The 24,617-nt window shown below is 60.2% G+C and carries 20 protein-coding genes and 1 tRNA gene; 13 read left to right on the top strand and 8 right to left on the bottom strand.

Features of this window, described 5'->3' with window-relative positions:
• The first annotated feature begins 138 nt into the window (after positions 1-138).
• From ACI2KA_RS06000 to ACI2KA_RS05980, 5 genes are all read left to right on the top strand, one after another.
• Positions 139-1,050 (top strand): LysR family transcriptional regulator, encoded by a 912-nt coding sequence (locus ACI2KA_RS06000; RefSeq protein WP_404500142.1) that lies wholly within the window; start codon positions 139-141, stop codon positions 1,048-1,050.
• 238 nt (positions 1,051-1,288) lie between these two features.
• Positions 1,289-1,552: a hypothetical protein gene (locus ACI2KA_RS05995; RefSeq protein WP_404500140.1), complete on the top strand. Its 264-nt coding sequence runs from the start codon at positions 1,289-1,291 to the stop codon at positions 1,550-1,552.
• Between the two features lie 192 nt (positions 1,553-1,744).
• Positions 1,745-3,400 carry a phosphoethanolamine transferase gene (locus tag ACI2KA_RS05990; protein WP_404500138.1) on the top strand — a complete coding sequence of 552 codons (1,656 nt, stop codon included), beginning with the start codon at positions 1,745-1,747 and terminating at the stop codon, positions 3,398-3,400.
• A 66-nt stretch (positions 3,401-3,466) separates the two neighbouring features.
• Positions 3,467-4,120 carry a response regulator transcription factor gene (locus ACI2KA_RS05985; protein ID WP_404500136.1) on the top strand — a complete coding sequence of 218 codons (654 nt, stop codon included), beginning with the start codon at positions 3,467-3,469 and terminating at the stop codon, positions 4,118-4,120.
• A 21-nt stretch (positions 4,121-4,141) separates the two neighbouring features.
• Entirely contained in the window at positions 4,142-5,488 is a 1,347-nt protein-coding gene (locus ACI2KA_RS05980; RefSeq protein ID WP_404500134.1) for a sensor histidine kinase, read from the top strand.
• Positions 5,489-5,542: 54 nt separating this feature from the next.
• On the opposite strand, the gene ACI2KA_RS05975 is transcribed toward ACI2KA_RS05980, so the two are convergent.
• Positions 5,543-6,847, bottom strand: coding sequence for an MFS transporter (locus ACI2KA_RS05975; protein WP_404500433.1), 1,305 nt, complete (start codon positions 6,845-6,847; stop codon positions 5,543-5,545).
• 292 nt (positions 6,848-7,139) lie between these two features.
• Here ACI2KA_RS05975 and ACI2KA_RS05970 point away from each other — a divergent pair, with 292 nt between their 5' ends.
• From ACI2KA_RS05970 to ACI2KA_RS05950, 5 genes are all read left to right on the top strand, one after another.
• Positions 7,140-8,252: an RHE_PE00001 family protein gene (locus ACI2KA_RS05970; protein WP_404500132.1), complete on the top strand. Its 1,113-nt coding sequence runs from the start codon at positions 7,140-7,142 to the stop codon at positions 8,250-8,252.
• Positions 8,253-8,508: 256 nt separating this feature from the next.
• On the top strand, positions 8,509-8,739 hold the full coding sequence (locus ACI2KA_RS05965) for a multiprotein-bridging factor 1 family protein (RefSeq protein WP_404500130.1): 231 nt from the start codon (positions 8,509-8,511) through the stop codon (positions 8,737-8,739).
• A gap of 221 nt (positions 8,740-8,960) precedes the next feature.
• Positions 8,961-10,217, top strand: a complete 1,257-nt coding sequence (locus ACI2KA_RS05960; RefSeq protein ID WP_404500128.1) for an adenylate/guanylate cyclase domain-containing protein — start codon at positions 8,961-8,963, stop codon at positions 10,215-10,217.
• A gap of 219 nt (positions 10,218-10,436) precedes the next feature.
• On the top strand, positions 10,437-11,429 hold the full coding sequence (gene iolG, locus ACI2KA_RS05955) for an inositol 2-dehydrogenase (protein ID WP_404500126.1): 993 nt from the start codon (positions 10,437-10,439) through the stop codon (positions 11,427-11,429).
• 350 nt (positions 11,430-11,779) lie between these two features.
• Positions 11,780-12,664, top strand: coding sequence for a DMT family transporter (locus tag ACI2KA_RS05950; protein WP_404500124.1), 885 nt, complete (start codon positions 11,780-11,782; stop codon positions 12,662-12,664).
• Between the two features lie 18 nt (positions 12,665-12,682).
• Here ACI2KA_RS05950 and ACI2KA_RS05945 read toward each other — a convergent pair whose 3' ends face one another.
• Both ACI2KA_RS05945 and rocF read right to left on the bottom strand, forming a co-directional pair.
• Positions 12,683-13,738, bottom strand: a complete 1,056-nt coding sequence (locus tag ACI2KA_RS05945) for an ornithine cyclodeaminase (RefSeq protein WP_404500122.1) — start codon at positions 13,736-13,738, stop codon at positions 12,683-12,685.
• Between the two features lie 14 nt (positions 13,739-13,752).
• Positions 13,753-14,673 carry an arginase gene (gene rocF / locus ACI2KA_RS05940; RefSeq protein WP_404500120.1) on the bottom strand — a complete coding sequence of 307 codons (921 nt, stop codon included), beginning with the start codon at positions 14,671-14,673 and terminating at the stop codon, positions 13,753-13,755.
• A gap of 131 nt (positions 14,674-14,804) precedes the next feature.
• Here rocF and ACI2KA_RS05935 point away from each other — a divergent pair, with 131 nt between their 5' ends.
• The 3 genes from ACI2KA_RS05935 (at position 14,805) to ACI2KA_RS05925 (ending at position 17,686) form a co-directional block, all read left to right on the top strand.
• The gene (locus ACI2KA_RS05935; RefSeq protein ID WP_404500118.1) at positions 14,805-15,242 is read left to right on the top strand and encodes an Lrp/AsnC family transcriptional regulator; all 438 of its coding nucleotides are present in this window, start codon (positions 14,805-14,807) and stop codon (positions 15,240-15,242) included.
• A 121-nt stretch (positions 15,243-15,363) separates the two neighbouring features.
• Positions 15,364-15,437 (top strand) — tRNA-Gln (locus ACI2KA_RS05930).
• Positions 15,438-15,571: 134 nt separating this feature from the next.
• Positions 15,572-17,686, top strand: coding sequence for an integrase (locus ACI2KA_RS05925; protein ID WP_404500116.1), 2,115 nt, complete (start codon positions 15,572-15,574; stop codon positions 17,684-17,686).
• A 21-nt stretch (positions 17,687-17,707) separates the two neighbouring features.
• Here ACI2KA_RS05925 and ACI2KA_RS05920 read toward each other — a convergent pair whose 3' ends face one another.
• The 5 genes from ACI2KA_RS05920 to ACI2KA_RS05900 all read right to left on the bottom strand — a co-directional run bounded on the left by ACI2KA_RS05920 (position 17,708) and on the right by ACI2KA_RS05900 (position 24,586).
• Complete coding sequence (locus tag ACI2KA_RS05920) at positions 17,708-20,041, bottom strand: hypothetical protein (protein WP_404500114.1); 2,334 nt, start codon at positions 20,039-20,041, stop codon at positions 17,708-17,710.
• 215 nt (positions 20,042-20,256) lie between these two features.
• Complete coding sequence (locus tag ACI2KA_RS05915) at positions 20,257-20,568, bottom strand: hypothetical protein (RefSeq protein ID WP_222016719.1); 312 nt, start codon at positions 20,566-20,568, stop codon at positions 20,257-20,259.
• Between the two features lie 414 nt (positions 20,569-20,982).
• On the bottom strand, positions 20,983-21,912 hold the full coding sequence (locus ACI2KA_RS05910; protein WP_404500112.1) for a DUF429 domain-containing protein: 930 nt from the start codon (positions 21,910-21,912) through the stop codon (positions 20,983-20,985).
• 26 nt (positions 21,913-21,938) lie between these two features.
• Positions 21,939-22,742, bottom strand: coding sequence for an ATP-dependent Zn protease (locus ACI2KA_RS05905; protein WP_404500110.1), 804 nt, complete (start codon positions 22,740-22,742; stop codon positions 21,939-21,941).
• Positions 22,739-24,586 (bottom strand): AAA family ATPase, encoded by a 1,848-nt coding sequence (locus ACI2KA_RS05900; protein WP_404500108.1) that lies wholly within the window; start codon positions 24,584-24,586, stop codon positions 22,739-22,741. The genes ACI2KA_RS05905 and ACI2KA_RS05900 overlap by 4 nt, the downstream gene beginning before the upstream one ends.
• Positions 24,587-24,617 lie beyond the last annotated feature (31 nt).

Raw genomic sequence — 24,617 nt, 5'->3', positions numbered from 1 at the left:
AATTTAAGTCATCTTATTACGCAAGCCGCATTGGGCGATCCAATAAGCGAAGCCAGTTTTTTTCAGAACTATTGCTTATGAAAACTCTGATAGATAATAGTTTGGAATTATTCAAACATACCGGAAAGGACCGTGACGATGGGCAGGAAACCGGCCGGGCGGGCGGACACGTTCGAATTGCGGCACCTGCGCTATTTCACCACGCTGGTGGATGAGCGCAATTTCGAGCGCGCCGCCGCCCGTCTCGGCATCGCCCAGCCGGGATTGAGCCAGCAGATCATGGCGCTCGAGGATATTGTCGGCATGCCGCTTCTGGACCGGACGCGCCGGTCGGTGAAGCTGACGACTCCCGGCCAGCTTCTTTACGAGGATGCCCGGAAAATCCTCGCCAATGCCGAGGCAACGCTTGCCGCCCTCAAACGCGTCGACCGCGGCGAGACCGGGCGTATTTCCATCGGTTATGTGGCCTCGGCCGCCTATTCCGGCCTGCTGATCCAGTCCATCGCCAGCTTCCGCGCCTCGCATCCCGATGTCGAACTGCAGCTGATCGAGATGGAAATGCGGTTGCAGCTGGCCAAGATCGCCGATGGCAATCTGGACTTTGCCTTCATCCGCCCGCCCGCGCCCGTTCCCGACGGCGTCACCACCCAGGTGGTCCTGCGCGAGCCGCTGATGGCCGCCCTGCCGGAAAACCATCCTCTGGCCTTTGCGCTGCAGATCGATCTTAAAAACCTCGCCGGCGAAACATTCATCACGCCCAGGCAGCCGCCGGATGTCGGCTTCCATTACAATACGATGGAGGCCTGCAACGAAGCCGGGTTCCAGCCGACGATCAGCCCGGAGGGCCGGGACTACACCACCATCGCCAGCATGGTGGCCATCGGGCTCGGCGTGGCGCTGGTGCCGCGCTCGCTCGATTGCCTGAGGCTGCCCGGCCTGCGCTATGTGCCGCTTGCAGCAAGCTCCACGACATCGGATCTCGCCATAGCCCACCGGAAAACGGAAGCCTCCCCCGCCGTCAGGGCCTTCATTCTCCATACACGCAATTGAGGCGGCGGCATCCGCCTGCCGCCCGTGGACGAAGAATTTACCCCCATCCGCGGACGCGACAGCGCCGAAAATGGCCCGGCGCGATGTAACCGGATGAGATTGCGGCAAAAATACCCGACGCGTCTTGCCGGCAGGGCGTGGGACCGCAATGCCTTCTGCATATTTATTGCCCCCACTTTTCCCCGCAGGTCCGGGCTGCCGCATAATCACGGCAGATTTCGATTTACCGGAGACAGCAATGACCGAGACTTACGATTACCACGCCGCCGGCCTCGAATCACCGGCATCCCACGCTTTCGAGATCGTGCCGCACGATACGAACCCGCTGCCTTCGCCCACGCGGGCGCTTTATGTCGGCCATGGCGGCCAGCTCTGCCTCACCCTTCTTTCAGGAGCGACGGTCACCTTCCAGAACATTCCCGCAGGCAGCCTGCTGCCGGTCAGGGCTTCGCGTGTATTTTTAACGCGCACCACTGCAACGGGTATAATCGGACTCAGTTAGATGATATGATCGCGCTGTCGGCCATCGATCTGAAAATACGACCGCCTTCATATGACACTTTCATGACAAAGCTTCAGGTTGATGTCAGCTAAATGACGCATCCGCCATCAATCGGCAATTGCGGCCGCGCGAACAGGGGGGCGTTCTGCTCGTTTTGCGCCGTCGTCACATGTGAAATCTGGTGGACTGACAGTGGCTCTTCTTACCGCGAAAACGACGGGAACTATAACATATCGTCCGGCAATCGGCAGCGTGCCGCTCAGCCTGCTGACCGGCGCCTATCTGCTGTTTTTCATGAACCAGACGTTGTGGTCGAAGGTCCATACCTATCTTTCCGCCTATCCGGTTGCCATCGTTGCGCTTTATCTCGCCATGGCAGCGCTTTTCGGCGCGCTGATCACGATTTTTTCCGCCAAATATCTGATCAAGCCATTTCTGATCCTGCTTCTGTTCGCCGCAGCCGCTGCTTCCTGGTTCATGGACCGCTACGGCATCGTCATCGACAGCGACATGATCCGCAACGCCATGGAAACGACGCAGGCGGAGGCGGGCAATCTGATCACCCCCGGCTTTCTCTGGCACACGGGGATTTACGGGCTGTTGCCGTCCATCATCATCGTCGCCATCCGCGTCCGGCACCGGCCAATTCTCGACAAGCTGCTGTGGAACACCATCAGCATCCTGATCTGTCTCACCATCACGGGCATCATCAGCTTCGCGAATTCGAAGACCTTCACTACCGCCATCCGCCAGCACAAGGATATCGTCAAAAGCGTCAATCCTCTGTCGCCGATCATCTCGACCGTTCATTATTTCACGCAGGCGGGCAAGGAAGCCGAGATCCAGGTCAGCCCCATCGGCAGGGACGCCAAGGTTCTGCCGGCGCTCGGCGGTGTGCACAAGCCGCGCATCACCGTCATCGTCGCAGGCGAAACCGCGCGCGCGGCGAATTTTTCGCTGAATGGTTACGGCCGCGATACCAATCCCGAACTGACAAAACGTGACGTGGTCTATTTCCCGAATACCACCAGCTGCGGCACCGCGACGGCAATTTCCATTCCCTGCATGTTCTCGAAGTTCCCGCGTTCGGAATATAGCCACAGCAAGGCGCTCGCCAACGAAAACGTCATGGATGTTCTCGTCCACGCCGGCGTCGGCGCAACGTGGCTGGACAACAATACCGGCAGCAAGAACGTTGCCGATCGCATTCCCTATTTCGATCTGCCCTCCACCAATGACAGCCGCTTCTGCACCGGCGGAGAATGTCGCGACGACATCTTCTTCGACAAGCTGGATGCCTGGCTCGACAATGTCAGGAAAGACAGCGTCATCGTGCTGCACCAGATGGGCAGCCACGGGCCGACCTATTATCTGCGCTATACCGACGAATTCCGTAAATTCACCCCGGATTGCCGCACCGCCGAGCTGGGCAACTGCTCCGACGCCGAGATCGTCAATTCCTACGACAACACGCTGCTTTACACCGACCATTTCCTTTCGACCGTGATCGACAAGCTGAAGGCGCGTTCCGACAAACTGGCGACGGGCATGATCTACGCCTCGGACCACGGCGAATCGCTTGGCGAAAACGGCGTCTACCTGCATGGCGCGCCCTATCTGCTCGCCCCGGACCAGCAGACCCATGTGCCCTTTCTCGTCTGGTTCGACGACGATTTCGCCAAATCCATGGGACTGGACAAAGCGTGCCTGGCAAAAAGCGCGGCAGAGGGCGGGCGCTCCCACGACAATTATTTCCACAGCATCCTTGGCATGATGAACGTCTCCACTTCGGTCTACGATCCCTCGCTCGACATCTTCAGCGGCTGCACCCAGCGCCAGAGCAGCTGAACAGACAGTGCTTGACGCTTATCCGGAGAAAGAGATACGCAGGACGACGCGATAGAGGGAGTTGTCTTGCGGGTTCTGCTTGTTGAAGACGATCACGTGCTCGGGGAAGCGCTGCGGGACCATGTCGCGGCGGCCGGGCACGCTGTGGACTGGTTCAAGACGCTCGGCGACGCCATGGCGGCGACGCTGACCATGGCCTATGGCCTCATCCTGCTCGATATGCGCTTGCCGGATGGCGAAGGCATCAGCCTTCTGCAAACGCTGCGCAGGCGCGACGACGCGACGCCGGTGATCATTCTGACGGCCCACGACCAGGTCTCCGACCGGATTGCCGGGCTGAATGCCGGCGCGGACGATTATCTGGTCAAGCCCTTCGATCTCAACGAGCTGTCAGCACGCATGCTGGCGGTCTCGCGCCGGTACGAAGGCCGTTCGGCCCCGGTCATCCGCCTGCCCGGCATCGAGATCAACCAGGTGGCGCGCAATATCACGGTCGATGGAACGGCGCAGACGCTGAGCGCCCGCGAATGGGCCGTATTGGAAAAACTCGTCGAACATCCCGGTGCCGTCGTCTCGAAAGCGCAATTGCACGACACGCTCTACGAATTCGGCGCGGAAATAGAAAGCAACACGGTCGAGGTCTATATCAGCCGGCTGCGCAAGAAAATCGGCCATGACCGCGTCGAAACCGTGCGCGGCGTCGGCTACACGATCAAATAGGCGAACGGCAGGCAGGCAGACATGGCCAGACCGACCAGCATGACCCGCAAGCTCGTGACGGCGCTGACCAGCGTTGTCGCCGTCTCCTGGCTTCTCGCCTGCGGGCTGGGCGTCATGGTGATGCAGGACGAATTTGCCGAGATTTTCGATTCCGGTGTGCAGGAAACCGCCGAAAGGCTTCTGCCGCTCCTGGCCGACGACCTCAGGGAAAACAACACGGCCCCCGCCTCGCGCAAGCTCAACCCATCGGCGGAAGGCGCGGAATATCTGACCTATCAGGTGCGCGACCGGGAAGGACAGGTCGTGCTGCATTCCCATGACAGTTCGACGGAACCTTTCGAGGTGTCGCTCGATCCCGGTTTTTCCGAAACGGCGACGCAGCGCATCTATACGGTCGCGACACCGGACGGCAATTATTTCCTGCAGGTCGCCGATGCCTTCGCCAACCGGCGAGAGGCGATCGAGGAGGCCGGCAGCGCACTCCTGCTTCCCGTTCTCATCCTCATCCCCGCCAGCATCTTCGCCGTCATCGTGGTGGTGCGCCGAACCCTGCAGCCGATCCAGACGCTGCGCGACGAGATCGGGAAAAAGGATGGCGGCAATCTGGCGCCGCTTGAAACGCAGCCGTTTCCGGGCGAACTCCATCCCATCGCCCGTTCGGTCAATCTGCTGCTCGGACGCCTGCGCTCGGCCATCGAGGCGGAGCGGGAATTCACCGCCAACAGCGCCCACGAATTGCGCACGCCGATTGCCGGTGCCCTGGCGCAGGCGCAACGGCTGCATGCCGATATTCCGCCGGAACTGGCGCCGCGGGTGGAAAATATCGAAAAATCCCTGCAGCATCTCGGCCATCTCGCCGAAAAACTGCTTCAGATGTCGCGGGCGGAGGCAAGGATCGGGGTAACCGACAAGGCGAGCGATCTCATTCCCGTCCTAGAGCTCGTCATCGACGATATGAGCCGAACGGCCATCGGCACCTCCCGCATCCGCTTCACCAATCGTTGCGAGGATGGCCTGTTCTGCAGGATGGGTGCGGATGCCTTCGGTATCATCATCCGCAATCTTCTCGAAAACGCCCTGATCCACAGCCCGGCGGAAAGCCCGGTGCAGATATTGACCGAACAGGACGGTACGATCCGCATCGTCAACGCCGGCCCGGCGATCGACCGGGCGCTTCTGCCCAAGCTGACGACACGGTTTGCCAGAGGCCCGACCACCGCGGACGGCACCGGGCTTGGCCTTGCCATCGTCAAAAGCCTGGTGGAGCAGACCGGCGGCGAACTGGTGCTTTCCTCTCCGGCGCCCGGCCGGCAGGACGGCTTCGAGGCGCGGGTGGTTCTTCCGGTCGAAACCGCCGCGATGGGCTGAAACGAAAAGCCCCGCCAGAGGGACGGGGCTTTCCTCGGTTCGGACAGGCTTTGCTCAATCCTCGTGGATATGGCTGTGATCGCGCGTATCGCGCATCTTCACATAGACCACCAGCGACAGCGCGATCATGATCGTCACATACCAGAAGAACCAATTTTCATGGCCGATCTGCTTGAATTTCAGGGCCACGAATTCCGCCGTTCCGCCGAAAATGGTGTTCGCCAGCGCATAGGGCAGAGCGACACCCAGCGCGCGGATATGTGCGGGGAACATTTCCGCCTTCACCACCGCGTTGATGGACGTATAGCCGGTCACGATCAACAGGCCGACCAGAACGAGGGCGAAAGCCATGATCGGATCGGTCGTGGTCGAAAGCGTGCTGAAGATCGCGTAGGTGAACAGCGTTCCGAGAATACCGAAACCCACCATCAGCGGCTTGCGGCCGACCTTGTCAGACAGCGCGCCGGCGAGCGGCTGGCACAGCATGAAGACGAAGAGCGCCGCCGTGGTGATTTCGGTAGCGCTTTCCTTGCTGAAACCCGAGGTGTTAACCAGGAATTTCTGCAGATAGGTGGTATAGGCATAAAAGGCGAGCGTGCCGCCCGAGGTCAGCGCCATGACCATCAGCGCTTCCCGCGGATAGTGCTTGAACAGCGCCCATCCGCTGGATTTCGGCTTGTCGGCCTCACCGGCCTTGGCGTTTTCGAAAGATTGCGTCTCGACAAGGCCACGGCGGATATAAAACACCGCAATCGCCAGAATGCCGCCGATGAAGAAGGGAATGCGCCAGCCCCAGGAGCCAAGCTGTTCCGGCGTGAGGACGCGCTGCAGCACGAGAAGCACGGCAAGCGCCAGGAGCTGGCCGGAAATCAGCGTCACATACTGGAAGCTGGAGAAGAAACCGCGGCGGTTCCTGCCGGCCATTTCGCTGAGATAGGTGGCGCTGGCGCCATATTCGCCGCCGACGCTGATGCCCTGCAGAAGCCGGGCGAAAACCAGAATGGCGGGGGCCGCAATGCCGATCGTCTCATGGCCGGGCGTGATGGCGATCAGCAGCGAACCCAGACACATCAGCGTGACGGAAAGGGTAAGGCCCGCCTTGCGGCCCTTGCGGTCGGCATAGGTGCCCATGAACCAGGCCCCGATGGGCCGCATCAGAAATCCGACGGCAAAGACGGCGGCGGCGCTCAGCAATTCGGCGGTCTGGTTGCCGGACGGAAAGAACACCGGCGCGAAATAAAGGGTGAAGGCCGAATAGACATACCAGTCGTACCATTCGACGAGGTTGCCCGCCGATCCGCCGATAATGGATTTCAAACGGGTTTTCTGGTCCGGCGCGGCGGCGGGACCATTTGCCATAATATTCACGGGTATACTCCAATTCATCTTCGTCTGGAGATGGAAGGGCGAACGGAAGGTGTGATAATTTGTCGCTCTCGGCGGGGGTATATACCCGCCATGTTGCAATGCGCAAGCTTATGCCGCAACGCAACAGGACGGCAAGAACAGCGATAACGGCCCGCATCGTCACGATTCCCGGCCCTTCAAACCGGTTTGCACAGCAGGATCGCGGCGATGATAGCGGGAAAAGCAGACCCGGACCATTGCAATCCGCCTTGTAAGCCAGACCTGCTCAAACTAAAAAATATCAATGATTTATGATATAGCTGACATCCAGATCGAAAAGCTTCTCATCGCCGCCGCCCGTGCGGGCGAAGCACTGGCGCGGCTGGACGAACGTATCAGCCGCTCGCCGATGCGACGCGGCTTCATCGAAAGGCAGGATTTTACCGACGCCATTTCCTCCATGTGGGTGGATGGCGAACTCGTCCACATGGAAGATCTGGTCCTGCATGACGCCCATATGGATGTGCGCGCGCCGACTCACGAGATGACGGCGGCGCACCGGATTCTCCGCTCGAGGCGGCTGATCTTTTCCAACGCCACCGGCTGGGCCTTCACCGCGCCAGGGCTTTCCAGGTTGCGCGGCAGGGCCGCCATCCCCGTCAGCGACGCAGCCTTTCCCGAAAAGACCGCCGGCCGGGCTCCTGAGCAAGAGGCCGACACGGCGGGAGAACCATCGCTGGATGGCGCCTTTTCCGAGCTGGACGCGCTTCTGGCGCGCAGCGCCGCAACGCTCAACGCGATCACTGCCGGCGATGCGCTTCCGACGATACACAGGGAGGAAAGCCATCCCCTCATCAGCGAACCGGACTGGGACGAGGACGAGCGGCTGAAAGAGTGGTGGGATGTGCAGGCGCGGACGGAAGAACTGCCGACCATTCTTCGCGCGGCCATTCTGCTCGACGCCTGGAACATGATCGAGGTGCTGCAGCGCAGCCCCTGGCTCGGCCGGCTTCTGACCTCCGCTCTGCTGCGCGACGGCCTTGTCACGCCCGATCATCTGCCGGCGCTGAGCGCCGGTCTTCGCATCGTCCCGCGCGAGCGCCGGCACGCCAGAAGCCAGACGCAGCGCCTCGCAGCCCTGCTGGACAGCTTTTACGAAGCGGCGCAGGCCGGCATGAAAGAACATGACCGGCTGACCCATGCCAGAGAGCGCATGCTGCGCAAACTGGCCGGCCGGCGTTCGTCTTCACGCCTGCCGGAACTGGTGGAGCTGGTGGTCTCGCGGCCGGTCGTCTCGGCTGCCATGATCGTCAAGGAGCTCGGCACGACGCCGCAAGGTGCAATCGGCCTTGCCAACCAGCTGGAATTGCGGGAGGTCACGGGTCGCGGCCGCTTCCGCGCCTGGGGCATGCTTTAACGTCGAATGAGCGGAGCGGACCTGCGGAAAACCGGAAAATGACGGTCTTTTCGGCCGTTCTGCCGCCGGCGACTGCCGCAGGACTGCACCGATCACGAATCTTAACAAAATTTAACTATTGCGTAGGTCGACGAAGCGGCTATGTTCCTCGCTGCGTTGCAACACGATTTCTTCTCCGGCAACGCGGTCGCATTCGGTCCCGGCAACTTTTCTTTGCCGTCCGCATTTAAGTGTCCATTCTGAGGGAGATGCAATAATGACAATTTCAGTCTCACAACCCGATTCCGAGCACGAAACCGATGCTCCTTTCGCTAGGAAGGTCCTGACGGCGCGCAATCTTGCCGGCTATACGGTCGAACAGCTTGCCGTGACCTGCGGCCTCACCACCAGCGAAATACGCGCGCTGGAAGACGGCACCGACAGCGATCCGCTGCGCATCAGGCGCGTTGCCGCCGCACTGCATATTCCTGTCGAAACCGTTATCTGATCATTCGTAGCGATCACGACAAAACCCAGCGCCGCCGGGGACGATGTTTACAGGAACATCCGGGCGGCGCGCGTGGGCTGAGGCCGCCACGGCCGTCCGGAAGATTTTCCGCAGCGCTCTCTTAACATTTTCGTTATCCGGCACCACATGGGGTTCACGAGCCACCATGTCCGGCATGGCTGCGCCCGTGCGAGAGCAGCAACAACCTCCGGAAGCCTGCCATGACACCAAGCCTCGACACCGAAGAACGGGTTGCTTCCGTATTGGATGGATTGTGGCCGGCGGAGAAGACCGAGATTCTCGACTGGCTCGTCACCGGCACCAAGGATGAACGTTTTATCGACGAGATATTCGTGGAGCTGTGCGACAGGCTGCGGGCCAGCGGAATTTCCGTCGCACGCGGGGCGCTCGCTTTCCGCATTCGCCATCCGCAATGGCTCGGCGCACGGATATTGTGGAAAGCCGGAATGGCCTCCGCCGAAATTGCCACCTATGGTTACGGCTCGGAAAATACGCCCGAATATCTCAACAGCCCCATCAACGACATTCATCAGGGTGCTTCCGAAATCCGCCATCGGCTGAATGGCGACGGGATCGATGAAGCCGGTTATACGATCTATGAAGAGCTGCGGGCCGAGGGGCTGACGGATTATTGCGCATGGCCTATCGAACACACCTTCGGCAAGCGCCATGTCGCGACATTTTCGAGCGACAGGCCCGGCGGCTTTACCGACGCGGAAGTCCTCGCCTTGAAAAACCTGATGCCGGCCTTGGCGCTGGTGAGTGAGATACGGCTGAAAAACCGCATGACGCGCACCCTTTTGGAAACCTATGTGGGTCCACATGCGGGCGAAAAAATCCTCAATGGCGCCACGACACGCGGCAGCGGCATGACGGTGGGCGCAGCGATCCTGATCTGCGACCTGCGCAATTTCACCCATATTTCCGACCTCTGGCCGCGCGACGACGTCATCGAGCTTCTGAACGGTTATTTCGACGCCATGTGCGCGCCCATCGAGGAGTTCGGCGGGGAAATCCTGAAATTCATGGGCGACGGGCTGCTGGCGATTTTCCCGCTCACCGATCCGAAGGCCTGCGAAAACCTGCTGAAGGCCATTGCCAGCGCCCAGCGGGGCCTCGTTGCGCTTAACGAGATCAACCGGCAAAAAGGCCACGATCCCCTTGGTTACGGCATCGGCGTGCATGTCGGCGACGTCATGTATGGCAATATCGGTTCCAAGACCCGGCTCGATTTCACCGTTATCGGCCCCGCCGTCAATATAGCCTCACGGCTGGAGACGCTGACGAAGGAAACCGGACGCACCGTGCTTTTCTCCGAGGAATTCGTGCGCATGGCCGGAAACCGGGAAGAGCTGGAAAATCTCGGTCCCTGGCTGCTGCGCGGCCTCGAAACCCCGGTCGAGGTTTACGCCCTTCCCCAGAATCCGGTGCAGATACCCCCGGCTCAGTCTCGATAGCCGGCACGCCCGGTCTGCCGACATATTTCCGGACAAATCCGACATCCCCGGACAGCGCTTCGACGGAACGATTTCCACCACCCGGTCCGTCGTCAAAACGCTTGACAGGTCTGCCGTGTCGATCTAGCAAAATGGAACATATATTCCATATCGAAACATTGCTTGCATTCATATTCTGTCTCTCCGGGAGTGAGACGGGTATGAGAAACCGGAGGAAAAATGGTTACGAAATTGGCACTGCTCGGCGCTGGACGGATCGGCAAGGTCCACGCCAAGGCGATCACCACCGACAGCCGTGCGCAGCTGGTGGCCGTTGTCGACGCCATGGCCGGTGCTGCGGAAGCCATCGCCCGCGAGGCGCAGTGCAAGGTGAGCACGATCGATGAGGTTCTGGCCGACAAGACGATCGACGCCGTCATCATCTGCACGCCGACCAATACTCATGCCGACCTGATCGAACGTTTCGCCCGGGCCGGCAAGGCGATTTTCTGCGAAAAGCCCGTCGATCTCGATGTCGCCCGCGCCGAAGCCTGCGCCAAGGTGGTCGAGGAAACCGGCGCAAAGGTGATGCTCGGTTTCAACCGCCGTTTCGATCCGCATTTCCAGGCCGTACACAAGGCGATCGAGGATGGCCGCATCGGCAAGGTGGAAATGGTCACCATCACCAGCCGCGACCCCGGCCCGCCGCCCGCCGACTACATCAAGGTGTCCGGCGGTATTTTCCGCGACATGACCATTCATGATTTCGACATGGCCCGTTTCCTGCTCGGCGAGGAAGTGGAAAGCGTCTTCGCCACCGGTTCCGTTCTCGTCAATCCGGAAATCGGCGCGCTTGGCGACTTCGACAGCGCCAGCATCATCCTGACGACGAAGAGCGGCAGGCAGGCGATCATCTCCAACTCGCGCCGCGCGACCTATGGTTACGACCAGCGCATCGAGGTACACGGTTCACTGGGCTCGGCAGCGGCCGAAAACCAGCGGCCGGTGTCCATCGAAATCGCCAATGCCGAAGGTTATACCCGCCCGCCGCTGCATGATTTCTTCATGACGCGTTATACGGCTGCCTATGCGGCGGAAATCACCGCCTTCATCGACAGCATCGAAAACAACGTCGCTCCGTCGCCATCCATCAAGGACGGGCTTACCGCCCTGAAGCTGGCCGATGCGGCGCTGAAATCCGCAACGTCGAAGACGGCCGTGACAATCGGCTGAGGACCGCGGAAATCACACCATGAACCGGACCCCGCCCGGCAGGCGGGCCGGTTTTCGGGGATATGTCACCAGCCTCGACATTACCCTTGGGATTGATCAGAGGACCCAAGATTTCAACCTCTCATCAATACCCGGGGCCAGACCCCAGGGTTGGTGAAGAAGCTTGCAGTGGAAAATGCCGGCGGCAAACCGTCGGCGATCTGCCTGCCAGAAAGGCAGTTTCCGGCCTTACATGGCTGCTATTCGGAAAATAAGGTTGTCTGACAAGGTATGGCCATACCATATGGTTGTGCCCATCTCATTCACGCCGAATCCTCCTTTGCCGGCAATTGCCGGATAGCGGTTTTTTAATGCCATCACCCAAGACCGGTTTTCTTTATGCGCTCGTGGCCTTCACGATCTTTGCGGCGCAGGATGGCATCTCGAAACACCTTGGCAGCGCCTATCCGCCCGTCTTTGTCGCCATGCTGCGATACTGGGCCTTCGCGGTCTTTGTTCTCCTGATGGCCGCAAGATCGCCGGGCGGCATCCGGGGCGCCGTCATGGCCAACCGCCCCTGGCTGCAGATCGGCCGCGGTGTCCTGCTGGCGGTCCAGATCGTCTTTTCGATCTTCTCCTTCGCCATCGTCGGGCTGGCGCACAGCCACTCGATCATCGCTTCCGCGCCGCTCATCGTTGCGGCACTGTCCGTGCCGCTGCTCGGCGAACAGGTGGGCTGGCGGCGCTGGTGCGCCATTTTCGTCGGTTTCATCGGCGTGCTCGTCATCCTCAAACCCGACGGCGAAGGTTTCGACAACAGCCTGATCATAACCTTCATCGCCGCCTTCATGCTGGCGCTTTATGGCGTGCTCACCCGCCTCGGCAGCAGGAGCGACACGGCAATGACGAGCTTCTTCTACACCGGCGTGGCCGGCGCGGCAGCGCTGACGCTGGTGGGGCCGTTTTATTGGGTCAGCCTCGAACCCTATGACTGGGGCTGGATGCTGGCGCTCTGCATTACCGGCATGACCGGCCACTATTGCCTGATCAAGGCATTCGAACTGGCGGATGCGGCTTCGGTGCAGCCTTTTTCCTATTACCAGCTCGTGCTCGTCTCCATCATCGGCGTCACCATCTATGGCGAGGTCGTGACGTCCAACATGGTCATCGGCGCGGCCATCGTCATCGCCGCCGGTCTCTTCACCATCTGGCGGGAACATGTGGTCGCGCGCAGACAACGCCGGGAAATGCGATAGGCCGGCCGGCAGCGCGGCTCAGGCGAGAGCGGCCTCGCAACGCAGCAGCATGCCGAACAGGTCGCGCGGCTCATCAGGATCGGCCAAGAGATCCAGCTCGGCATAAAGCCCCGTGCCCGGCAGTTTCGAGCGCACATAACGCAGCGCCGAGAAATCTTCCGTCGCAAAGCCGACACTGTCGAACAGCGTGATCTGCCTGTCGCCTGCTCGCCCCTGTTTTTCGCCGGTTATGACCTGCCAGAGCTCGGTCACCGGATAATCCGCCGGCAATTGCTGGATTTCGCCTTCGATACGGGTCTGCGGCGGATATTCGACGAAAATATCGGAGCGAAGCAGAATATCGCGATGCAATTCCGTCTTGCCGGGACAATCTCCGCCGACGGCATTGATATGAATGCCGGGGCCGACCATGTTGTCGGTCAGGATCGTCGCATATTGCTTGTCGGCGGTGACGGTGGTGATGATATCCGCACCCTCGACCGCCTGTTCGGCGCTCTCGCAAATCTCGATGGCGAACCCCTGCCCGGCAAGATTGCGGGCACATTTTTCGCTGGCCGACCGGTCGATATCGAAAAGCCGCAGCGTATCGATGCCGAGAATGGCCTTGAAGGCGCGCGCCTGGAACTCGCTCTGGGCGCCATTGCCGATGACGGCCATGCAACGGGAATTCGGGCGGGCAAGGTGCCTGGCGGCGACGGCCGAGGTGGCGGCGGTGCGCAGCGCCGTCAGGATGGTCATTTCGGTCAGAAGCAGCGGATAACCATTGCCGACATCGGAAAGCACGCCGAAGGCCGTCACCGTCTGGCGGCCCTCCCTCATGTTCTTGGGATGACCGTTGACGTATTTGAAGCCATACAGCGTGCCGTCGCTGGTCGGCATCAGCTCGATGACCCCCTCCTTCGAATGGGAGGCGATGCGCGGCGTCTTGTCAAAGCTTTCCCAGCGGCGGAAATCCTCTTCCACCACATCGGCGAGTTCCCTCAGGAACGTGTCGATCCCCACCCGCAGCACGAGTTTCATCATATGGTCGACACTGACGAAGGGGACGATATTGAGGTTCGGTATCGTTGTCATCGCAAGCCCCTTTCTCAGCCGGCCCGTGTCGGGCGGTCCATCACCCGCTTGCCCATCAGGCTGGCGGCAAGATCCACCATCAGCGTCGCCGTCCTGCCGCGCTCATCGAGAAACGGGTTGAGTTCCACCAGATCGAGACTGCAGACCAGCCCGCTGTCATGCAGCATTTCCATGACCAGATGCGCTTCGCGGAATGTCGCCCCGCCCGGAACGGTGGTGCCGACGGCCGGCGCAATCGACGGTTCGAGAAAATCGACGTCGAGACTGACATGCAGCAGGCCGTTCGCCGCCTGAACCCGCGCCAGAAACTCGCGCAGCAGCACGGCTACGCCATGTTCGTCTATCGAACGCATGTCGTGAACGGTAATGCCGCTCTCTTCCAGCGCCGCCCTTTCGGCGGGATCGACGCTGCGAATGCCGATCATGCCGATATTGTCTTCAGGCACGGCATGGGAAAGCGGCGGAAAATAACCGGCAAAACCCGCCCGCCCGCTGAGATAAGCGACCGGCGTACCGTGCAGATTGCCGCTGCGCGTCGTTTCCAGCGTATGATAATCGGTATGGGCGTCGAGCCAGAGGACGAAAAACGGCCGGCCGGTCTCTGCCACCCGGCGCGCCATGCCGGCCACGGTTCCCGCCGAAATCGCATGGTCGCCGCCAAGAAAGATCGGCACGGCATTGGCGCTCTCGCGATAGGCCGCCTCCGTCAGCGCCTCGGTCCAGGCGACCGTTTCGGCCAGATGGTGCACGGCCGGGTTGGGGTGGCAAAATTCCCTGAGCGGCGCCGGCGTCACATTGCCGGTATCCACAACCCGGTGACCCAGCTCCTCCAGCGCGCGCATGAGGCCGGCGATGCGATAGGCGCTCGGTCCCATTTCGCATCCCAATTGCCCTGCTCCGATCTGCAACGGCGCCCCGATCAGCCTGATATCCATTTCCGTCCTCGCTTTCCCAACCGACAGACTCACTAAAGCATGGAGACATGGCTGAATGAACATAAAATATTGGCAAGATTATCGAAATGAGCTATCGATCTGATAAAATCTATTTATCAGAATGGTTATCCATGGATATTCTCGACGAGCGGCTCGTGACCCTTCTGCGACACAATGGCAGACGCAGCATTTCCGATCTGGCGGTGGAGACGCAAACCTCGCGCGCGACGGTTCGCTCGCGCATCGAAAGAATGGAAAATGACGGCACCATCATCGGTTACACCGTCATCCTGCGCGCCGACGCCGTGGAGGCGGCGATCCGCGGCATCATGATGATCGAGATTGAAGGCCATGTGACGGACCGCGTCATCCGCACCCTTGGCGGCTTTCCGGAAATATCCGAAATCCATACCACCAACGGCCGCTGGGACCTGATCGTGGAACTCAACGCCGCCACGCTCAGCGATTTCGACGCGGTGCTGCGCCGCATCCGCCTGGTGCCCGGCATCACCGGCAGCGAGACCAGCCTGCTGCTCTCCACCCCGCGCTCCACCCGCGCACGGCTCTGAGCCGAAGACGAAAGGCAAAAGCGGGATAAAAAGCATTTTTCGATTTTTTCGACTTGCGCCCCGGAATAAATCATCTATATGACGACCCACCAAAGCAAAAGCGCCACGCGCTTCAGGCTTTTGGGGAATAGTTCAATGGTAGAACAGCGGACTCTGACTCCGTCGATCTTGGTTCGAATCCAGGTTCCCCAGCCAATTCTCCCTAAATACCCTTAATTCCTTGATTTTCCAGTCGTGCCGGATATCGTTTTGGCATCAATGGCGACCTGATGCCCAGAACTGTAGCCCACAGGTGATGCCCACGCGAAATATGCGCGGCGGCAGCGCCGGTGGCAGGCAAGGGCAAACACCTCATGGCGGTCCGCCACGACGTCGAGAATCTCACCCGCCGCGGCAATATCTTCTATTGGCGTGCGCGCATTCCGAACACCTTCCAGCAATGCCGACCCGGCAGCCGGCTTTCACTGAGCCTTCACTGTTCGGATCATAAAAAGGCTCAGGTGATCGGTCGCAAGCTCAACACGCTGCTGGCCGAGCTGAAGATGAATTTGAAGGAACCGATGTCCAAGGCGCAGCTCCAAAAGCTTTGCGAACACGAACGCGACATGATGCTTGAGCATCTAGAAGACGTTTCGACGGCTGCGCGGCGCTACGGCCGTCCCGCCGACATCGCAGAGCTGGAAATAGATCTTGAAAATGGCTGGGCCTATCGCCTGATGGGGATGTTCGGGCTCCGCCACCATCTGTCACTCAAGCCCGACTGCCCCGGCTTCACCTATCTCCGGGGACAAGGGGTGCCAGCCTCCCATATGTTTGCGATCAACTCCAACTATCTCGAACTTTTGCAAGAGGCGAACTCACGCGGCTTTCAGGAGGGCATCCGAAGATTGATGTACCTCTTCGACATCGACCCGCACCCGCTCAATGAAGAAAAGGCTATGAAGGCCTATTTTACTGGCCGGGCAGCGGCGCTCTTCGACGTCGCGGAAAGGCATCCGCTCGCCGATCGCAACCTCAGCGAACTCACTGGCGGTTCGGCTTCGAGGGCACAACCTGTCGCCGCCGAAGGTTCCCCCCTAAACACGACGCCGCCGCCTTCGGTAATCGAGGCTCCCGCCGATGACATTGTGGCGTCCCGCACACTCGAAGCTCCGCCGATCCTGACGCTTGATCTCACTCCCTTGCCGCAAGCCGCCGCCGTCAGAGAGCCGATTGAGGAAAGGACCCGACCCGTAATCCAAGTCGCGGACTTCGAGACTGAGTGCGAACAACTCGTCAAGAACATGAAGGACGCATGGGACGACAGCACGGCACGTGATGCCCGCGCTCTGGTTCGCATGTTCAAGAGCGTGCTTGAAGAATACGGCATCGAGCACAGCGGTCAGATCAGCCAATACCACCTCGGCAAGCTGCGCCAGCACTTCAACGACATTCCGGTACGCTGGGGACAGAGCGGCAGAATGAGGGCGATGTCGGCACCCGAGCTACGGGCAGAAGGGGAGAAGCTACGCGAGCAGGCCGAGACGGAGGGCACGGAGGCGGCCGTGGGCTTGAGTGCTGCAACCATTCGCAAGCACTTCGGAAACCTCAACCACTTCCTCAAGCATGTCCGCGGGCATGGGTTTGAGCTCGACGATTGGAGCTTCGAGGGACTGAGGCCGAAAAAGCCGAAGCTTGGCGTTATTCGTGGACAGCAGCACAAACCGTCACCGGAAGAAGTCAAACCAGTCTTCTCCTCACCGATCTACACCGGCGCGCTTAACCACCAGCGTGGCCGAGGCAAGCCGGGCCCGCACGTCTTCCACGATGCGGCCTACTTCCTGCCGATTCTACTCACCTATCTCGGTGGACGCCGACTAGAATTCGCAGGACTTGCTCTGGATGACATCGCTGAAGATGATCAGGGGCTGGTTCTCATGGTGAGGACGAACCAGTTTCGACGCCTGAAGAACGAGCAGTCGAACCGCGTGCTGCCACTTCCTAACGAGATGATCCGCCTCGGCTTCATGGACTACTGTATCGCACTCAAAGAACTGGGATATGAAGCTGTGTTCCCGGACCTCATTTCAGACAAGACGATGAATGATCTGGGTGACCGGTTCTACGACGTCTTCCTCCCGATCATGAAACGCTCCTTAGGGGCGAACTTATGGGATCGCACTCTCCATGCGCTGCGGCACGGCATGGCTGACACGTTGAAGCAAGCTGGCGTATCTCCGGAAGTTATCGACGATATTTCCGGACGCCTCAGCGAGGGAAGTGAAACCAACACCCGCTATACGAACCCCGCAGGCCTGCCGTTGATGCGGGATGCTCTCAGCAAATATCCAATCATCACCTCCGGCATCGAACCGAGGCCCATCAAATTGCTGCCGTGGATCGAGAACCGGCTGCCGCCGCCCTGGGCGCGCGAGGCCAAGAACGAGGCGAGACGCCGGAAATAATTTCCGACGTCCCTCTCTGGCTTACGCGGCCTCCCAGACCTGGTTGAGGATGCGGGCGGCTAGCGCCGCCTTGTCCTGGGGAAGGAAACGCCCGTAGTGCTTGGCGACCATGTCGGCCGTGTCCTGGATTGCGTAACTCGCTTGCTCGTAAGAGCCGGTCTGCTTCAGGATGTGGGTCGCAAGTACGTCGCGCACATTGTGAGGACCGTGCGGCAATAGTCCCTTGATCGCCCCGCGCCCTGTATACGGGTTGTAAATGCCGTAGCGTTGGATCGTCAGGCGCCATGCCTCATAGAATGTTGTGACGTCGTAAGCGGCATCGGTACTGGTGGTTTTGACGGTCTTGACGAAAAAGGTACCGGGATCGGCGGCCGAGCGTAGCAGCACCGACCGATGTCGTTCGACATAAGCATCAATGTGTTGGTACAAATCCAGGAGATCCGGCAGCACCAGGCGAAATGGCTTGTCGCCGAAGAAGGATGAGTGCGCGTTCTTGAACGCGACCGCCGGAATGAAGACTTCCCAACCACCCTCGCGATCGCTCCAACGGATCTCGCCGCGCTTCATCTTCTCCAGAACACGCTCCGAACGTGGCATATGACCCTTGGGGCAGAGCATGAGCTGGCGCAGATTTTTCTGCCGAAGCCCGAGATGCAAACCCATTCTCAACATCAGAAACGCGCGGACGGCTTCGGCAGCCGGCCGAGGATAACGATGTTCATCCGGCATCAGTCGGATGATCTCCTCGGTGATCTTGCGGTACTCGCCGACAGGGCTTGCCGCCTCGAGAACCGGCATGATCGGCTCGAACGGATCGCGGTGGACGCGAGCAATCCGCTGGATCTCCTTCACGCGATGAGCAGCATGTTTGTGGAAGTCGTCGCAGGCACCATGCCAATCCGCATGAGCGTAGTCGATTTCATTTTGCGATACGAGACCGGCGATTGGCTGGACGCGAGCGAGGAGTTCAGGATGCTGACGCAGCCACCCGGTGTCTTCCTTGGTAATCGCCAGAGCAATCCGCAGCATGTCGACCTCCCACGCAGTATAAAAGCCCCGCCGCGTTTCACGCCATTGCAGATACCAGTCCCAGACGCCGGGGAAGAGCAACAGGCCGAAGGTCAGTTGCCGCAGCGGAACACCGTTTCCTCTGACCTCTCCATCCTTGGCTGCGGCAAGCGCGCCGAACATGAGCCCAAGATGCTCGATCTTCTGAGACGCCGTCTCCTCACCCCAGACACCGTTCCGTTGAAAACCAACCGACGTGAGAGCCGACGTCTTGAAGCGCACCAGGTCGGCCATTTCCATCGCCAAAGCCGGCGGCGCCTCGATCACTCCAGACAGCAGGTCGGGATCTTCTATCCATGTTTCTTCATAGTTTGCGGGAACGAGGATCTTCCCATCCCTCGGTGCGCGGCCGCCATAGGAGACGCCTGGAAACCGGATGGCATATCGCTGCTTGGCGGCGGCCGCCTGAAACTTTCTGTAGTCGGTCGACCCGCTGATAATAACACGCCGAACCCAGTCGATGATCTCTTCGCGCTTCTGAAACGGTAGGGCGTTAAAATCCTCCGGCAGATGCCACGCGAGCCGGCGCCGCTCCGACGGCTCGATCCCGGAAAGGTTGAAACCCGAAGCGGAGCGTGACGGGTGCGGAAGCTTGGCCTTGAAGTAGCCGTCCGGCAGCCGATAGCGCCGCTCGATCCGTGACAGCACGTGGAAACTCTCGGTGCTGCGCGGTACCCTCCGACCTTCAATCCAGCTCAACAGCGTATTCTTGTCGGTCAAATCGTCTGCGCCGATGATGCCGCGATAAAGCGTCCAGTAGGTTTCTCCGTGGCGGCGAAGATGAAGTTGCAAGGCCTCCGCGAAATCGGCCGGATCTTCCCATATATCGAATAGGGCTTCTGGAAACTCGACCTTGCCGCGGTCTGCCGACGAGCCTTGAGCCTGCGACTTCCCTGGCTGTGCTTGAACCCGCGGCGCCACTCGGACGACCGCCGGCGGCGCCACATTCTTCTTCGACGTTTTCGCCGGTGCGCGCGCTTCAGGCTTCGCGGCGTCTGCGGCGAGGCGAGTGTCCCGAATCCACCGAGCGATCGCATCCAGGGCAAAATCGATCTGACGTGCGTTCGCGGCGAGTTCTTTGGCATCGACGCCGGAAACCGCTGCGAGGAGGTTCCAATCGGTCGCCCCGTCGCTTCGAGGCGCTGGCCGTCTTATTTGGATGAATGTGTGGAGGTAGTCCCGCAATCGATGCAACTCTTCGATCTCCAGCATTGGCGAGAGACGGAGCTGGCAGAAGGCATCGATCTTGCGTTGAAAAGTTTTCGCAGAAAATTCGTTCATTTCCATTCACATAGCTGTTGTTGCGTTTCCCGCGGATGCGGGGCACGCGGGCTATGTGATGGCGATTAATCTCTGGTAACTGACCGGGCATGAATTCGGCGGACTCCGAAAAAACCGATTCAGTTGTAAACGGCGTTTCATGAAGTAACGGGGGGACGAAGTCCCCTTGTGAGAACGCCGTTTGCAAAAAGCTGGTGAACAAGCTGAGCAGATCGAGAGCCTCAGCCTTGCAGGTGAACCTTGCGCCGGAAGGGTTGGTCGTCGCGGGCGTAGCGATCAACGAGATCATCGAAGACCTCGTCCGCTGCCCGCTCGTCAAATCCTTGGTCGACGAGAACCCCGACAACGGCGTCGGCCAACTCTTCTATCCAGTCCGGTCGCCTCTGTTCGAGATAGCTGGTGATCGTCCAGAACAGCATCGCCCGCGCGACATCGTCGCGATCCGGGCGTCGCTCTGCCCGATGCCGATCTCGGAGCCGCTGTTGCCGCTCCTTCTGCCTCGCCTTTCGCTCGCCGTCACTCTGTCGTGTCATGTCTCGCTCCCCCGTGTTGTTATGGATGGCACTTCCATGGTCAGAGGACCGGCGGACCGGCGCAAGCCGTTTGTCGCGGCAACGGAATCATTGTGTTCTGAATCGGAATTCCGGAGCTTTGAATCGAATGAGCGCAATTTGACTCGCGTTGAGCGCACGTCGAAACAAGTTGCCAGCAAGCCATCGGGGTCAAGGCTTAGCGGGCAGATGCCAAGTGGAGATGTCTGGAGCCTCCCACTCAGATTTGTGAATCGAAATATTGCGGTTTGGAATCGTTGGCGTGAACTATCGAAACGTCAGTCCGGGACTTGGAATCGTTCGCCCATCAGTCTGAATCAAATGAGCGCAATTTGTTTCAGGCTGCCGGCAACCGACATCACGTTGTTTCAGGTTGCGCGAGTCGGTCCGCGAACCTCACGCCCGTTGGCCGAGTATCCAACCTTCCCAGGTTGTAACGTCATCATCGTCTGGCGGTCCTTCCGCGCGGCGCCCGTCGACGACGTCGAGCATTCCGAGCAGGCCAACGACGGCATCGAAACGATCCTCCCCGGTCTTGTCTATGCCAAACCCATCGGCGATCGTCGCTTCCAGCGCCTCACCGTTAATGTGCGGCCGGTTGGCCAACCATCGCAGGAGATGATCTCCAACACGGATGCGGCCGGCTTGCTGCCGCTTGCTCCATACGGGGCGCCGAAGAATGCCAAGTTGCCCGTAGACATCTCCTGGGTACGTTTCAGCGACGACAGGCGCTCCGGGTTTTATGAGTTCAGCAAGGCTTCCGTCGAAAGGCCATAGAGTGAGTTCTGAAAGGTTCGGTATGATGATCTCCTGCCAGCCAGTGATGGCGGCCTTTCCGACTTGATTCCCGCCCAGAGTCCAAAACAACATGCAAGCGTCGCCCCGATCCGCCGTTGCACGCTCGCAACGGCGGAGAAGCTCACGGCCGCTTCCGACGCCCAAGGCATCGAACAGGTGCAGGCGTTGCGTCCCGCCCGGCCGCATGGGATAGAAGGGACGATCGATAGCGATGTCGCTGCGATGCTCCGCGACATCGAACCACCGCTCAAAGCGCCCGGCACCAAAGGCTTTCAACGCCGAGCGGAAGTCGGCGAGACCCAATGCTTTGCCATAGCCAGCCGGCAGGCCGATCGGGAAATCGAAGCCGATCAGCAGCGCGGCGTCCGTTTTGGCACGCCTTCGAAGCCGAGGGATGAGGTCTCTCGTTTCGCCGACAGGCTCTGGCGCCGACAAGATCCATTTCGTGGCCTCTCGGACGGCGACGCACATCCACCGCTTTTTCCGGTCGATACTCCAGTCGCAGTGAGCGATGACCGCCGCAGACATCTTGACCTCCCATGTCCTCAGAAGGTCTATGAGGTGAAGGATAGGATGTCCATCACCGCGTCGCCGTCGAGCGCCTGGGCGTCGAACAGCCCACGGACCAGCCGGTCAAACGCCGCTCGATTTTCAAAAATCACCTCCGTGGCTCTGGCCTGCGCAAACTCCAGACGCTGGTGAACCCGCTTTGCCAGCTCGGCGTCTCGACTGAGGATCGCGGTCGGATCCTTGTGTTCGAGATAAAGCAACGGATAGCGACCACCGAAGCCGAGCGCCTGCTCCATGTCGAGGGCAATGCGTGTCGCGCGAGCGAGATCGCTCTGCTCCGCGCCGCCGGACCCAGCAGATACCGTCTTCAACACGACAAGCTCCGCTGCACGTCCGGCTAGCAACATGGCCAGCAGCCGCTCATACCAGTCCACTGTATGAGGTGTGTTCGTTGCGAACGTCAACGCGTTGTGGCCGCCGTCCTTGGTATCGATCGTCAGACCTTTGATGGAGCCAAGACGCAGGGCGTAATGGACAACGGCATGGCCGGATTCATGGATCGCATAGCGCCATCGGACGTCGTAGGGGACTTGCGGCCGATGACCGCGAATGCCGGATTCGATGTCGGCATAGATCAGGCGCCGCTGTTCACGTCGCGCCTTCAGTCGTGCTTCTCGGACGACCCGTTCGATGTCGGCACCCGTCAGACCCATCGCCCGCGTCGCTAGACGTCGAAGCGCCTGAGCAATTGCATCTTCCTGCTGGCCCTCGTTATCGCGCTGATCGTCGTCGTCGAAAACGATCTCTAGTTCGTCCGTGGGGCTACTGTTTTCAGTGATCCTCGTCATGGCTGAACTCCGGCTTGAGTGTCCGATTTGGCGACGAGGTCCAGATCGGCACCAAGATGATGTGCGAGAATACCGGCGAGCGCCCCGATGTCGGGCCGCGGGATCTCGATATGGGTTTCCAGCCTTCCCGACCTGCAGATCGCCTCGTCGATTTCGTTCGGCCGGTTGGTGGCGCCAACGACGATGACGCCCTCGCTTTTCACCGCACCGTCGAGCAGTTCCAGAAGCTTGTTGACGCATGAATTCCAGTAGTCGGCATATTGCCGCGACGCCGAGACCCGCTTTCCGATGCCATCGATCTCGTCAATGAAGAGAATACATGGCGCCTGCGCTCGCGCTTCCGCGAAGGTGTTCGACATCCGGTCAAGCACGGCATGCAGATATTCGCCCTGGAGCCATGTCGAAACGGACGTCACGACGAGCGGGAGCTGAAGGCTGTTGCACATGGCGCGTGCAAACGTCGTCTTGCCCGTTCCCGGCGGTCCGGAAAGAAGAAGTTTGGTGCTCATGTCGGACCAGGCCAGATCGCCCGAGAGGTAATCAACCAAATCCGCTTTGACACCCAGCGCCCAATCTTTCGCTGCACCGTAACCGCTCAGCGTTTCTACCAGCAGCGGCGGTCGACCCTCTCCCGGCGACTCACCATCTGCAGGCGCAGGATTGATAACCTCTGCGCCGGTCGGCTGGGCTTTTGATCTGCGATTACCTGCTGACGGAGCTGCGCTGTCGCCCTTGCCGCTGCGGTCTTGCGACGACTGCATCGCCCGTTCACTGGGGCTTTGGGTAATCAGGCGCCGCGAAGAGGCGGCCTCGCCTTTGTCCTTCTCGTTGTGCCGCTCTTCGCGATTATGGACCGCAAGCCCCACCAACGCTTCAATACTGGACAGGATCGACCGACCGGGCCGGATGGCAATAGCGAGATCGTCAAGTGTCAGGGCGCCCGCATCGATCACCGCGATGAGCCTGTCATGGCGCGACACCGCCTCGGCGCCGTAGACAGCTTCCAGCAAGTCGGCGAGAAATGTGACACTGATCCCTCCGCCCGTCAGTCGTACATCGCTTGTCAAATCGACTTGATCCGGAACGCCGTGGTCGGCTTCAGCCACGGCGAGAACCGGCGAACCATGCCCCAAGGCCCAAAGCAACTGAGCGCGCATGGCCGAACGACTCGGGCGATACGTCTGAGACACCGGAATTTGCAGGAAGACACGTTTGGCTTGGCCTTCCACATAGCTCCAGAGCTCATCCACGAAGGTAAAATCAGCAGCCATGCCGACATACGGACCGAATGGCACGAAGGGAGTATCTTCGACAAGGTGCGGCAGTGCCCGTTCGAACCCCTCGACCGACACCTGCACGGAAAAGACCCCGGCGGATTGCCGAAGAAACGCGATCAGATCGCGCAACTCGACGCCGGACTCCTCCATGGCCGCCGCGAGCAAAAGGACCGTGGCCATCGTTTTGATGCCAATCACCTCACCCGCCTCGGCGACAACCCTGACCGCATAGGCGAGTGCCCCATCGTCAGGGCCGTTCTCGGCCGAGCGTCGCCTGAGCTGCGCCGGCCACACAGGCGCCGCCGACAAAAGGTCCGGTCGGCCGGTTGCATCCCGCGGGGTGTCGATCAGGAAGGCAGCGAGACGATCGCGGACCCACTGCCGGTCTCGTTCTACCTCTCCCGTCAGATGGGAGGGATCGAAGGCCGGAAGGTAGCGCGCAATGACATGGCCCTCGACGATCGCGGTGGTCATCATGAGCAGACCGTTGCGGACAGCCAGACGCCGGACCTCGCGGCGCTGAACATGACGCAGACGCCGAAGCAGGAAAAAAGACAGACGATCCATCAGTTCTCCTCCACCGGGAACGCCGCGGAAG

The organism is Agrobacterium sp. NPDC089420 (assembly GCF_044900305.1).
Taxonomy (GTDB): domain Bacteria; phylum Pseudomonadota; class Alphaproteobacteria; order Rhizobiales; family Rhizobiaceae; genus Agrobacterium.
The sequence above is the reverse complement of the archived record's forward strand: the minus strand, read 5'-3'. Positions and strand labels throughout refer to the sequence as shown.